General features: G+C 39.4%; 17 protein-coding genes. All 17 read right to left on the reverse strand.

The features are described from left to right. Positions 1 to 90: 90 nt before the first annotated feature. Positions 91 to 558: an SsrA-binding protein SmpB gene (gene smpB / locus FGL72_RS06370; RefSeq protein ID WP_085699709.1), complete on the reverse strand. Its 468-nt coding sequence runs from the start codon at positions 556 to 558 to the stop codon at positions 91 to 93. 26 nt (positions 559 to 584) lie between these two features. Beyond that, the gene (rnr, locus tag FGL72_RS06375) at positions 585 to 2,909 is read right to left on the reverse strand and encodes a ribonuclease R (protein WP_004907333.1); all 2,325 of its coding nucleotides are present in this window, start codon (positions 2,907 to 2,909) and stop codon (positions 585 to 587) included. 71 nt (positions 2,910 to 2,980) lie between these two features. Then, positions 2,981 to 3,217, reverse strand: a complete 237-nt coding sequence (gene secG / locus FGL72_RS06380; RefSeq protein ID WP_277750946.1) for a preprotein translocase subunit SecG — start codon at positions 3,215 to 3,217, stop codon at positions 2,981 to 2,983. A gap of 86 nt (positions 3,218 to 3,303) precedes the next feature. Then, positions 3,304 to 4,077 (reverse strand): TrmH family RNA methyltransferase, encoded by a 774-nt coding sequence (locus FGL72_RS06385; protein WP_004905141.1) that lies wholly within the window; start codon positions 4,075 to 4,077, stop codon positions 3,304 to 3,306. A gap of 60 nt (positions 4,078 to 4,137) precedes the next feature. Beyond that, complete coding sequence (gene yidC, locus FGL72_RS06390) at positions 4,138 to 5,052, reverse strand: membrane protein insertase YidC (protein ID WP_085699711.1); 915 nt, start codon at positions 5,050 to 5,052, stop codon at positions 4,138 to 4,140. 51 nt (positions 5,053 to 5,103) lie between these two features. Continuing rightward, on the reverse strand, positions 5,104 to 5,376 hold the full coding sequence (locus tag FGL72_RS06395; RefSeq protein WP_004900024.1) for an acylphosphatase: 273 nt from the start codon (positions 5,374 to 5,376) through the stop codon (positions 5,104 to 5,106). Then, complete coding sequence (locus tag FGL72_RS06400; protein ID WP_085699713.1) at positions 5,354 to 6,460, reverse strand: sensor histidine kinase; 1,107 nt, start codon at positions 6,458 to 6,460, stop codon at positions 5,354 to 5,356. The genes FGL72_RS06395 and FGL72_RS06400 overlap by 23 nt, the downstream gene beginning before the upstream one ends. A gap of 9 nt (positions 6,461 to 6,469) precedes the next feature. Further along, a complete protein-coding gene (locus tag FGL72_RS06405) occupies positions 6,470 to 7,159 on the reverse strand; it encodes a response regulator transcription factor (RefSeq protein WP_004900027.1) in 690 nt (229 codons plus the stop codon). 98 nt (positions 7,160 to 7,257) lie between these two features. Continuing rightward, complete coding sequence (locus FGL72_RS06410; protein ID WP_004907344.1) at positions 7,258 to 7,803, reverse strand: DUF177 domain-containing protein; 546 nt, start codon at positions 7,801 to 7,803, stop codon at positions 7,258 to 7,260. Continuing rightward, positions 7,800 to 8,993 carry a nucleotidyltransferase gene (locus FGL72_RS06415; RefSeq protein WP_004905144.1) on the reverse strand — a complete coding sequence of 398 codons (1,194 nt, stop codon included), beginning with the start codon at positions 8,991 to 8,993 and terminating at the stop codon, positions 7,800 to 7,802. The genes FGL72_RS06410 and FGL72_RS06415 overlap by 4 nt, the downstream gene beginning before the upstream one ends. After that, on the reverse strand, positions 8,990 to 9,748 hold the full coding sequence (locus FGL72_RS06420) for a class I SAM-dependent DNA methyltransferase (protein WP_085699715.1): 759 nt from the start codon (positions 9,746 to 9,748) through the stop codon (positions 8,990 to 8,992). The genes FGL72_RS06415 and FGL72_RS06420 overlap by 4 nt, the downstream gene beginning before the upstream one ends. A 47-nt stretch (positions 9,749 to 9,795) precedes the next feature. After that, a complete protein-coding gene (gene rsfS, locus FGL72_RS06425) occupies positions 9,796 to 10,167 on the reverse strand; it encodes a ribosome silencing factor (RefSeq protein WP_004900035.1) in 372 nt (123 codons plus the stop codon). Between the two features lie 20 nt (positions 10,168 to 10,187). Then, positions 10,188 to 10,778 (reverse strand): bis(5'-nucleosyl)-tetraphosphatase (symmetrical) YqeK, encoded by a 591-nt coding sequence (gene yqeK, locus FGL72_RS06430; RefSeq protein WP_146992861.1) that lies wholly within the window; start codon positions 10,776 to 10,778, stop codon positions 10,188 to 10,190. Then, complete coding sequence (locus FGL72_RS06435; RefSeq protein ID WP_004905147.1) at positions 10,771 to 11,409, reverse strand: nicotinate-nucleotide adenylyltransferase; 639 nt, start codon at positions 11,407 to 11,409, stop codon at positions 10,771 to 10,773. Before FGL72_RS06435 ends, yqeK begins: the two co-directional genes overlap by 8 nt. A 13-nt stretch (positions 11,410 to 11,422) precedes the next feature. Then, positions 11,423 to 11,737: a ribosome assembly RNA-binding protein YhbY gene (yhbY, locus tag FGL72_RS06440; protein ID WP_004905148.1), complete on the reverse strand. Its 315-nt coding sequence runs from the start codon at positions 11,735 to 11,737 to the stop codon at positions 11,423 to 11,425. Then, complete coding sequence (gene yqeH / locus FGL72_RS06445; RefSeq protein WP_085699717.1) at positions 11,737 to 12,882, reverse strand: ribosome biogenesis GTPase YqeH; 1,146 nt, start codon at positions 12,880 to 12,882, stop codon at positions 11,737 to 11,739. The genes yhbY and yqeH overlap by 1 nt, the downstream gene beginning before the upstream one ends. Continuing rightward, complete coding sequence (locus tag FGL72_RS06450) at positions 12,872 to 13,408, reverse strand: YqeG family HAD IIIA-type phosphatase (protein WP_036058343.1); 537 nt, start codon at positions 13,406 to 13,408, stop codon at positions 12,872 to 12,874. The genes yqeH and FGL72_RS06450 overlap by 11 nt, the downstream gene beginning before the upstream one ends. Positions 13,409 to 13,414: the final 6 nt, after the last annotated feature.

Genomic DNA, 13,414 nt, shown 5'->3' on the forward strand with positions numbered 1-13,414 from the left:
TCCTTTCAGCTTGTGAAATTTTATTATTCACATATATTAAGTATATCTATAAACATAGATAACGTCAAACAAAAAAAGGCTAATTAGCCCTTAATGTTTTAACCGTCGACCGAGTTCACGTTCTTGATCCCGGCGCTTAATATCATCACGCTTATCGTATTGCTTTTTACCCCGACCAATACCAATTAATAACTTGGCAAAACCATGCTTGAGATAAACTTTTAGCGGTACAATTGTCACCCCCGGTTCAGTGACGGCTTTTTCTAATTGCCTGATTTCACGCTTATGCAATAATAATCGCCGCGTGCGTAAGGGATCAACATTAAAACGATTACCTGCCGTATAGGGTGCAATGTGAACGTTTGTTAACAAGGCATTGTCATCATGTATTGTGACAAAGCCATCTCCTATTGTAATCTGGCCTGCACGTACAGATTTAATTTCCGTACCAGTCAATGCTATGCCAGACTCAAAAGTCTCAGAAATAGCATAATTAAAGCGTGCCTTGCGATTTTGTGCTAACACATTATGCTGATCTTGTTTTTTGTTTTTAACCATAATGACTAGCCTCCAGCAAAATAATTTTAGAAATTACGCTTTGAATCACGTTTTTGCCCTTGTTTTGCATCTAATGGCCCACGTTTTGGCTTTGGACCCTCTGATTTCCCACGACGTTCATTTTTTCGGCGTTCATCGCGATTACGGCCCTTACCAAATTTACCAGCAGACTTTGATGCTACACGGATAGCTGTTGTTGGTGCACTTTCAGGATTAACTAACATGAAATCAACTGTACGTTCTTCCTTGTTGACCCGCAAAACCTTGACTCGCACTTTTTGACCAATTTGGAAAATACGATGTTTTGATCGCCCAATAAGTGCCGCATGACCTTCATCATATTCATAATGATCATCAGTTAAATTAGAAATGTGCACAAGCCCTTCAACGGTATTCTCTAAACTAATAAACAAACCAAATTTTAAGGCAGAATTGATAACACCTTCAAATTCCAAGCCCACCTTATCCAACATATACTCGGCTTTTTTCAAGGCATCGACATCACGCTCCGTGTCAATTGCACGTCGCTCACGCGTGCTGGTATCTTCACCAATTTGAGCTAATTTATCAGCATACTTAGCTTGTGATGCCACACCAAGGCCATGTTTAGCGTACCACTTAATTAAGCGATGAACCGTTAAGTCAGGATAACGGCGAATAGGCGATGTGAAATGGGTATAATATGAAGCCCCCAAGCCAAAATGTCCAACTGGATCCGGTGAATATTTAGCTTGCTTCATTGCACGTAACATCATAGTTGAAATCATTTGTTCAGCTGGGTCACCTGCAACATCTGACATCAATTGCTGAAGCATCGTTGGTGTCACTTTACTAGGATCGCCATAAACAGGATGTCCTAAAGCCTTTGAGAATTCAAAGAATGATTTTGCACGCTCTTCATCTGGCGTCTCATGAATACGATACAAAAACGGTACATCTAGTTTGTCAAAATGTTCAGCTACAGTTTCATTGGCAGCCAACATAAATGACTCAATCATACGTTCTGCTGTACCACGTTCTCGTAGCTTAATGTCCACTGCCTTACCGTCGTTATCGACAATAATTTGTGCCTCAGGGGCATCAAATTCAATGGCACCACGTTTTTTACGCATATTATAAAGAATTTCGTGCAGCTCGCCCATCACTTTAAACATTGGGGTTAACTGTGCATATTCTTCTTGAACAAAGACATCGCCTTCAAGAATTTTGTTAACAGCGTCATAAGTCATCCGTGCATGTGACTTAATGACCGATGTATGCAAGCGATGGCTAACAATTTTGCCGGCTGGATTAATTTCCATTTCAGCTGACATCGCTAAGCGAGCAACATTTGGGTTTAACGAGGCAATACCATTAGAAATATTACGTGGTAACATGGGAATAACGCGATCAGTCAAGTAAACCGAAGTCCCACGATGATATGCTTCGGCATCAATCAGAGAGCCTTCAGTGACATAATGAGACACATCCGCTATGTGTACACCTAAATGATAATTACCATTATCCAATTTCCATGCCACAACAGCGTCATCAATATCCTTTGTATCCGCCCCATCAATGGTAACTAGCGTTTGATCAGTAATATCCTCACGCCCTGCCCAGTCTGAATCTTGGACATCAGTTGGTATTTTAGCGGCTTCGTCTAATACCTCTTTAGGAAATTCACTTGGGACTTTTTTGGCATGGACAATTTGTAAAATATCCATGCCCGGCTCATCTTTATAACCCAATGTTTCAGTGACATGTGCGACTAATTCGCGTGGATGCACTTTGTCAGGGAACCGCGTTACTTCAGCAACCACTACCTGTCCATCATTAGGTGATAGACCTGTTTTATCAATCAATACTTTAAAATTGATTGCCTTTTTATCGCTTATTTTTAGTTCGCCAATCATATCTTTCACTTCAGAACCTAATGAAAATGTCCCAACAATGTTTTCATAAGCGTGTTCTAATATTTCTTCCACTTTACCTTCTGGCCCTCTATCAGGCGAAGGAGAAGGCTTAATTGTGCTCACGCGAACTTGATCCCCTTGCATCGCTTGCAAAGTGTTTTCCGGATTAATGAAAAAGTCTGGCAATTCATCATCATATTTAACAAAACCAAAGCCCTTATCGTTGGCACGATATGCGCCAAGAGTATAACCAGTATTGGGATTATATTGATATTTGCCTGCATCAAATGTCAGCTCACCATCACGAACCAAGGCATCCATAGCATTAACAACACGCTTATATTCAGCAATGCTAGTCATACGTAGGCCATCAGCCAAGTTTTGAGCAGTAAATTCTTGAGATTGATTAGCTTTTAGAAAACCACTAATCTGGTGTTTTAATTCTTCTAATGTCATTTATTTTTCTTTCTAAATTTTATACAAAATAAAAAGTCAGTCTACAAAAAAGCAAACTGACCATTATAATTTTAGTGTGCAGATAGATACATCAATACAAAACCAATGACGAACCAAAGTCCGCCTAAAATGGCAGTTGCACGACGCATAACAGCCTCAAAACCTCGAGACTTGCGTTCCGCAAACAAATCGCCCGCGCCACCAGATAATGCTGATAACGCATCTTGTTGCTTACTTGGTTGCATCATGACTGTTACAATGAGTAAGAAACCCACAACAATCAGAGCAATAGTGAGTGCTTGTTCCACAGTCATAACCTCTACTTTAAATCTTTATTCTTTATTATAGCAAAAAAAATTGTGACTTGCATAAAAAATATTTTTACGCAATGAAATTAATTTCCTGCCGCTAAGCTAAACATCAAAATACCACCTGCAATGGCAACGTTAAGGCTTTCTGCTTGGCCTTGAATAGGTATATAAAGATTAGCAGTTGTCTTGTCAGCAAGAGATTCAGCCATTCCTTGACCTTCATTACCTACAATCAATGCAAATTGCGTGCTTGGTTGAATCGTACGATAAGATTTTGCTGCTTCATTAAGCTGTGAACCGTATACTGGTAGACCATTAGCCGTCAAAGCATCTGTCCACTCATGCAAATCACCATTTAGAATTTCCAAATGAAATTGTGATCCTTGCATTGCCCGCACCACTTTTGGCGAATAAGCATCTGCAGTACCAGTACCCAAAACAACGCCACGGAAGCCAGCAGCATCTGCAGTACGTACAAGTGTTCCTACATTACCAGGATCTTGAATATTATCTAAGAATAACCAAGCGCCATCATGTACATATGTAGGATCAAACGTTTTATCTGGCAATGAAATTTCAGCAAAAATACCTTGTGGTGTATTTGTACCTGCGATATGCTTTGCGACTTCTTCGCTCACCTCAAAAGCTGGTACACCGTGTGGCACATCATTTAAATGTTCAGCCATTTGTGCTTCAGTCGCCATAACTGCATGAAATTTAGCCTTAGCCTTAATAGCCTCTTCAACTAAATGCCAGCCGTCCAAGAGATATGTTCTGTTTTCTTGGCGACCCTTTTTTGTTGCAAGTTTAGCCCATGCTTTTACACGACTATTTTGATTTGATAAAATACGATCCATTATTTTCTACTTTCCTTTTGTAAAACTAACAAAAGTACGTCAAGATTTTGACGTACTTAATTAGCGCTGTTGCTTGCCTGCATTACGTGGCTTGCCGTTGCGCTTTGACTGCTTATCCTTAGTGGTCATATCATCTGTCGTCTGTTTTTTGACAGCTGGTTTAGCAGTTTCAGACATCAAATCATCAGCCGTTTTCTTAATCTTAAATTCCAATGCCACACGTTTTTCAAGACCTGGTCGTTGGAAATGTTGAATCAGCGTTTGAATCAGTGCAAACAAACCACCAACAACAAAGTACAAACCAATGGCACCGCTGGCAATCATGGCAAAGCCAAAAATCATAATCGGACTAATAAACATCATTGCCGCCGACGTCTTTTTTTGCTCTTCCGGCATGTGTTGCATGGCTAACCATGCTTGAATGAGGTAAACCAAACCAGCAATAATTGCAAAAACAATTTGTGGGTGACTTAGATTAAATCCCAAGAATGATGCCCCTTTTAATGCAGGTGCATGCAAAATCGCTGAATACAATCCTGAGAATACCGGTAATTGCATTGCCATGGTTAGAAAAGAAATACCACCAATAACACTGACATCATTTTCTCGGTACAATGACATCATTGCCATGCTAGCTTTTTGTTGTTCTGCGGTCGTTCCTGCTTTACGTGACAAGGCTTGCAATTTGTCAATTTCAGGCTTCAAAGTTTGCATCTTAATCTGATTGATGGTTGTATTAACCTGTTGGTTCAAAAAGAATGGTAGCAAGACCAAACGCAAAATTGCCGTGATAATGATAATTGCCCAACCGATACCATTGGGACCACCAATCACATGCGCAATATTTGTCATAATATCGGCTAATGGATGCCCGATCCAACGGTACATCTTACTGTGTTCATCATAACCGCCTGTAATTAAAATGATATCTAAAATTACAAAAGCCGCAGTCAAAACGCGCTTTACTTGTTTCATATTGTTTATTTTTCTCCTGGTTACTACAGAAGTTCATTATACCAATAATTCTTACCTAATAGCAAAGTTATTCGCATTAAAAGTCGCAATTAGTTTTTTAGTGACCCCATCAACTTGACTATAAAAACCTGGGCCCGTTGCAATATCATGCAAAAAAACAGCCATATTTTCAGCATCCCCTTGTGCTGCAATTGTGACAGAACCATCTAATTCGTTTTTTACCCAACCTACAATATGATGTTTATCAGCGGCCTGTTTTGTGTACCAACGAAATCCCACGCCTTGTACACGTCCTATGACATTAATTTGATAGCTTTTGATCATTTTTATTCTCTCGCTGTAGTGGTAACCGAATCGTAAACACCGATCCTGAGCCGAGTGCACTCTCTAACGTAATCTCCCCACCGTAAGCTTTAACTAGCCGTTGTGCGATACTTAATCCCAAGCCGTTACCTCCCTTAGCACGAGATCTCGCTTTATCAACACGATAAAAGCGGTCAAAAACACGTGCCGCATCCTCACTTGATAACCCTTCACCAAAATCTTGAATCCCAATTTCAACGCGATTAGTCGTTTGCGATAGTGCAAAATGAATTTCCTTACGATCAAGTGAATACTTCACAGCATTATCAGCCAAAATAATCAAAATCTGTTCCATATGGTCTTGCCGGACTTTGACATTAGCATCTTGCGTTAAATCGTCATCCAAAGTGAAAATAAAATCAGGATGAATCAATTTAAAGTTGTCAAACACACGATGCACTAAGCCACCAACTTCAGTCACTTCTTGTACGTTTTCAATCGGAATTTGTTCAGCACGTGTTAAGTTTAACATCTCGTTAATCAATGTTTCCATTCGCTGCATTTCAGCCAAGGAAGATTTTATCGAGTCCTCTAGGACTTCCGGCTCATCTTTACCCCAACGATTAAGGAGATCCATATGACCTTTAACAATGGTAACAGGTGTGCGTAATTCGTGAGAAACATCCGACACAAATTGTTGTTGCGCTCCAATCAAGCTCTGTAAACGATCTATCATGCGATTGAGTATATTCACTAAATCATAAAACTCATCATTTACATTTGCACGAACGGCTCTGACGTTGGTCATCGGATCGTCTTCAAAAGCTTCGATTGTTGTCTTAATCGATTTTACTGGTCTTAGAATATACCGTGTTAACATAAAGGCAAAACCAAAAACAAAAAGTCCACCTAATAAAATTGTGATACCAAGCCATTGATAAAGGGTCTCAGGTAATCGGCCATAGTATTGTTTTAAAATCTGCGATAATACAAAAGCAAAAATAATAAAGATAACAAAAAAACCAGACGCCATCCCCAATGCTAATTGCCAACTCAATGTGAAACGACGTAAGGTTTTTTCAGTTGTTTTTTTAGTCTCTGTCATTATAATCAATCAGCTACGCATAACATATCCAGTACCACGTACCGTCTGAATATATGAGGCCTTACTTTCTGGATCATCAATCTTATTACGCAAATATCGAATATAAACATCAACAACGTTGGTTTCAACTTCGGAATCAAATCCCCAAACTTCTTTCAACAATTGCTCACGTGATTGCACCACATTAATATTCTCAACTAAAGTAAGCAACAAATCATATTCACGCTTAGTCAAATTGATAATTTGATCATCACGACGTGCAATGCGATTTTCTTTTTCAATACGTAAGTCCTTAAAATTAATGATAGCACGATGCTTATCACTCGACTCTGTCTCAATTGCAATACGACGCAATAATGAGCGAATACGTGCTAGCAATTCTTCAATAGCAAAGGGTTTTACCAAATAGTCATCCGCCCCATAATCCAAACCTGATACACGATCAATGACTGAATCACGCGCTGTCATCATAATAATTGGCGTTTTCTTTGATTCACGCAAGCGACGTGCTACTTCAAGCCCATTTAGTTCAGGCAACATCAAATCAAGCAAGATGACATCGTAATTATTTTCCAATGCTGAATCAAGCCCAGAACGCCCGTCCAAAACAGTTTCAACTTCATAACCCTCGTGTTTGAGTTCAAGACCGATAAACTTTGCCAAGTTTTCTTCATCTTCAACAATTAATACTTTACTCATTCTTTGTCCTCAACATTTAAATCGGCTCATTGCCGAATCCATATTTCTTTTACTTCCCCTTATTCTAGATTAATTTTTTCCTTTTTGCAAGTATTTTCTCATTCTTTGAAAAAATCATCTAATTTTGCAAGCCTGGGGTCTAATTCCGCTTCTTTTTTCGCTTTTTTCTCATTTTCAAAAGTTTCTTCGCTAATAACATGCCAATCATTCCCCGATGGTAGAGTATCAGAGGCCTTTTCTTCAGCCGTTAAAATTTGTAGCGGTAATGAAGCTACGATATTATCTAAAATAGCCGTATCAACATCGAGTGTATCACTTTCTAAAACAAAAACTGCTTCTGTTTCTTCAAATTCTGTTAAGCGCGTTTCATCTTCGATATACCGTTCATCAAACGTCATATCAATATCTCGCAGTACGGGTGCCAACGATCGAGATGATGGCACTGTTACTTTTCCAGTGACTTGGATATGTAACAATAAATCATCATTATCGTAGTAGCGAATAAAACCTTTAACGTTTAGGGGGGTTAGCCCCAGAATTGTTTTTGGGAATCTTTCTTTGGCTAGTGATGCTAGTTCAAGTACTTCATCAAATTCCAACGAACTTTGCCGAAATTTTTGAAGTTGGTTTTTATTATATTTCATTTATCTTCCTTTGTATGAGCTTGTGTAAAATGAATGGGTTGCCGTGCGATATCTTGTTGCTGACCTGGTTCACGAGCTAATAATTGCCAAAGTTTTCCTGCCTTAAAATCTAAACGCAGATTGGCTTTGGCTAAATGCTGATCAACCTTACTAATGAGTGGTAAGGTGGTTGTTTTTTTAGCACCATTCAGATAAGCTTGCCCCTTGTCGGTAAAACCCAAAATACGTAAATAAGGGTCCTGCATCGCTGCTTGCATTTGGTCTACTTTAACATTTAATAATGTATACAGTAGTGTGCGCTGAATACGAGCAAACGTGTAACGCTTGGACTTGACGGCCTTGATAAAGCTTTGATAACTTTGCGGTCCTGGTTCACCAAGCGCAACTGCAGCTAGCCGATGCTCTAGTCCTTCTGCCATTTGGTAAACTTGTCCTAATTGTCCTATTGTATCAGTCATCAAACGATATTTTAATAACGGCCAGAATTGTGACTCAAAATCAACAGTATGATTAGCAGATGAAATATCAACTAGTGTCTGATTAGGCACCACGCCCTTCACTTTTTCTAGTTTGCCCTTATGAAGTGCGAGTCGAATCGATGATGCTGACGCGATTGTTTGATCATCGGTGAAACTTTGGTCATGATAGCCTGCGGCGACGCGCTGAATAGCATGTAATTTAATTGGGGAATTCAAATTTAGTATCGCTTTAGCATAACCAAAAGCTAAAATATCATTTGGATCTTCTAATTTAAAGCCTGTTTCTGATTCCAATTGTGTTGCATAGGCTTGCGCAAACGTTTGGTTTTTCTCTTGAAAAGCCTTACCTCCCTGAACACTAGGTGCTTGTTTTGCTAGGTTTAAAAAATCAACCGTTGCGTGCTCACTGCCAAAAACAACATCTTCAACGCCAAGTGCAGTTAATAATTTAATTGCTCCCTCAGCGAATAAATGACTGGGTTGTACCGCATAAAAAGTTGGTAGTTCGATAACCAAGTCAACACCATTTGCTAATGCGGCCTGAGTACGTGTCCATTTGTCAAATAAGGCTGGCTCACCACGTTGCACAAAGTTTCCAGACATTACAGCAATAACCACATCTGCCCCTGTTACCGCCTTAGCTTGCTGAATATGATAAATATGCCCATTATGAAACGGATTATATTCTGTTACGAGACCAACTGCTTTCATATTTTCACCGCCTTAAAGAACCAACGTGATGTTTCATCGTTGACTGAATGATTACCAAAATCAGCCATTACTTGCACGTCTTTAAAGCCTGCTTCTTCGAGGGCTTGCTGGTAAACAATCAAGTCATACGTTTGCTCATGATGAATCTCTCTAAGTATTTTGAAACCATCAATCGCCTCATCATAGACAAAGAACTTCAAATCATGATCGACACTATTAATGCTATCTCCAGGGTATGATGTCCACATGAAAATATTGTCTGCATCATCATCATTGTTATAATAATAGTCTTGATACAACTCATTCACCTGATACGGTGTAATGACGTCAAACAATAATTGCCCGCCAGTATTTAAGTGCTGTGCGGCTTGTGCTAGAGCTGCTTTAAAATCATGTAGGGTAGGCAAATAATTAAATGCGTCCGCAAAGCTAATAATTGTGTCATAAGTCTTTGGCCAGTCTGACCAATCACGCATATCTGCTTGCAACAAGTTGATATCAACTTTTGCCGCTTGCGCATGCCGTTGTGCTAACGTCAACATATCAGCAGATAAATCTAAAACGTCCACTGCGTAGCCATCTTCAGCTAGTAGTACGGCCAATCGACCAGCACCACCACCCAAATCTAAAATCGTCCCTTTTGTTGTATGCACCTTAACGAATGCTAACCAAGCCTCGTACATATTATCATCAAATAATTGATCATACTTTTCGGCAAAAGTCGAATAATTTTGTTGTAAGTTTTCATCAGTCATATATTATATTTTAACAGAAAAAAAGACAAGCTGCTGCTTGTCTCAAACTAGTCTGCTATTAATAATGTCGTTAAATCAACATATGGCGCATCATGCCACAACCGTTCCAAATTGTAAAAGTCACGTTGTTCGGTTGAAAAGACATGCACAATCACATCCCCCAAATCGACCAGAACCCAGTCAGCTGATTGAAACCCTTCAATTAGTTTCACTTCACCGCCTGCTGCTTGAACCTTATCTTTCACTTCTGTCACGATAGCCTGCACTTGACGGTTAGAAGCAGCATCTGCAATCACAAAATAATCTGCCATCAAACTCACATTGCGCATGTCTAATGCCACAATATTATTTGCTTTTTTACCATCAATAGCTTTTACCGCTGTTTCTAAAACAGTATTCACATCTAACGCTGTTGTCAAAATTAATCCCTTAACTTTCTTTAATTTAATAGTCCCCGGTTTAACCAGTAATTATAAGTCGTGATACTTTTTGGATAAATCGGCGTTTCTTTTTTCACTAACCGTAACACAGTATGCACAATCTGGTAGCGCACACCAGCGGCCAGTGATTGATCAGTTATCTGACGTGCTGTTTCTACACCAGGGAAATCACGTCCTTTTTCTAAATAATCAGCCATAAACAATACCTGAGATAATGGTGTCATTTCCTCGGCACCACCTGTGGTATGCTCACGTACTGCATTTAAAATTTCGTCATCTTCAATACCGAGTTCATCTCGAATAATCTCAGCCCCAACAACCCCATGCCAAATATAGTTGCCCCAATTAAGTAAATCAGAGTTCAAATGTTTTGCTTTAATCACAGAGAGAAATGTTTCATCTGAAAGTTCTTTGGCATAGTCGTGTACCAGTGCCGCGACTTCTGCTTTATCTTCGTCAACACCATTATCATGTGCTAGTTTCACCGCATAATCACGTACACGCACGCTATGTTGAAAACGATAATCAGATAATTTGTCTGCAACGCGTGTCTCCAGTGTTTGAATTGTACCATTAAAATAATTAGTCATAAATGCCTCTATACAGATTATACTCCTGAATAAAGCATGCTTCACGTTCCGGAACTAAATAATTAATACTTTGATTTAATCTTAACTTTGTTCGAATGTCTGAGGAACTGATAGCAATATCTGGGACATCTAGCCAAACAATAGGATAGTCTGACTCATGCCGATTACCACCGCGTGCCCCAGCAACAAAAGTCACCAATCGCGTCAACTCATCAATATAGTCCCAAGTCGCTAATTTACTGACTTTTTCACCACCAAGGATAAAAAAATACTCATTTTCAGGATGTTGCTCAACCAAATCGCGCATTGTCTGGTACGTATACGATTTCCCACCTTGTCGAATTTCACGTAGCTCGATATCAAACAGTGGATTACCCATGATGGCCATTTTAACCAGCTGTGCACGATATGATGGCTCAACGGCACTAGCATGTGTGCCGTCAACTGGAACAGCATTAGGCATCCAAAATATTTTTTCTAATCCTAATTGTTTGCCAATACTTTCAGCTAGTATCAATTGCCCAATGTGTGGCGGATTAAATGTTCCGCCAAATATACCAACACGTTTTTTAGTCGGCATGGTCACAGTATCGGGTTGAATTTTTGGGTAAACCGTATACGTCCCATTCATAGATTTTACCGCCTTAAATCTTAGCTAGTGCGACTGAAATTTTTTTATATTTATCTTCTTCAGCAGGCAAAAACAAAACTAAGGTACGACCAATTGTTTGCGCCACTGTAATATTGGAGTGTGCTTGAATAAAATCTGCTACGTCTTTGACACTCTCATCAGCACCTTGCTGTAAGCTAACTTTTATTAATTCCCGTTTTGCTAGTGCTAAAACAATTTCATCGACCCATTTTTGTGTTAAGCCATTCTTACCAATCGAAAAAATAGGTGATAGTGTGTTTGCCTGTGAACGTAAAAATCTTTTTTGTTTTCCTGTAAGTTCTAACATTAAATCATTGCCTTTCTAATAAGGACTGAAACACCTTGTGGCGCCCAACCCGAAACTTCAATACCCGCGGGCACAGTTACCCAACCTAACCCTGCAAACACAATATCACTTTTTTCTGTTGTATGGAATTGATGTTTAACAAGCGTCGATGTGGTGACTTGTGTTGGCGATGGTGCTAATAGGTTCCCGACATGTTTTTGATAAAAATCATCCGCGCCTAGTAGCTTTGTACGATGTAAATTTAAATTATTTTCAAAATAAGCAGTTACTGCACTACGTTGTCCTGCTTCAAAATCAAATCTGGCCAGACCACCAATAAAAATTGTCTGTTCCGGATTTAGTTGGTAAGTACGTGGCTTGATTTCGTTCTTAGGTAACGCGTACTTAAGATTCTTATCATCTAACACATGAGCAATTTGATCACGCTTGATAATGCCAGGTGTGTCAATCAAAAATTGACCATCAGCTAACGGAATTTCAATACGATCTAAGGTGGTTCCTGGGAAACGAGACGTCGTAATTAAATCAGTGACACCTGTCCGAGATTTGATAATTTGGTTAATCAACGTTGATTTACCAACATTGGTTACACCAACAACATAAACATCGCGCCCTTGTCGTAGCGTATCTACCTTGTCTAACAAATCATCTAAATTTTGTGGCTTAGTTGCTGAGGTCAAGAAAATGTCAGCCGGCTGAATACCTTGTGCCTTGAGCTCCGCCTGCAACCAATTTTTTAGACGGTTTTTATTCAATAATTTAGGTAGTAAGTCAACTTTGTTCGCAACAACTAAAATTGGATTATCCTGACCGACGAAGCGTGGTAATCCTGAAATTTCAGAACCTGTGACATCAAAAACATCAATAACATAGACAATCAATGCCTTCGTCTCAGAAATCTGATGCAACAACGTTGCAAAATCATCGTTTGTCAGCTCTACTGGTTGAATTTCATTGTAGTGTCTTAAGCGGAAACAACGTTGACAAAGCAGTTCATCACTATCAATTGTCTTCTTAAGTGCACTCATTGGTAAATAACCTGATTTATTTGCATCCGTCACTTGCATCAAAGCACCACAGCCGATACAGCGAATGCCCTCTGATAATTGTTCTTGGATATATGTTTCTGTTATTTCAGTTGTCACGAAGTGATTTCTCCCATTTCAAGTGTGGATGTGCTTTAAAAACAATTTTTTTAACAATTTTTTCAACGCTACGGTTTATCCAAGTCTGCCACATGTCAGACTCGATTAAACGTTTTACTAAAACGCTTCTCACCCCTGCCCCATGAGCCGCCCAAACATCTGTAAGCATTTGATCACCTACCATTATGACAGACTCACGCTTTAAATGATGCGTTCTTAAGACATGAAGTATGCCACGTGGTAAAGGCTTTAAGGACCAAGACACAAATTTCACTCCCAGTGGCTCGACGGCTTTAGCAACACGTTTAGTGGTATTGTTTGAGACCACAATCAATTCGATGCCACCCTCGCGTAAATCTTGCAACCATTGCTTTAATTCAGGGGTGCCATCTGGATTATTCCAAGCCAATAACGTGTTGTCTAAATCAGCCAATACTGTCGTAATACCGTGGGCTTTTAAATCTTCAACTGTCAAATCGTATATTCTTTCTACCATGTAGGTAGGCGTAAAATGTTCTAAGCGCATCGATAA

It is taken from the genome of Leuconostoc citreum (assembly GCF_007954785.1).
GTDB classification, from domain to species: Bacteria; Bacillota; Bacilli; order Lactobacillales; family Lactobacillaceae; genus Leuconostoc; species Leuconostoc citreum.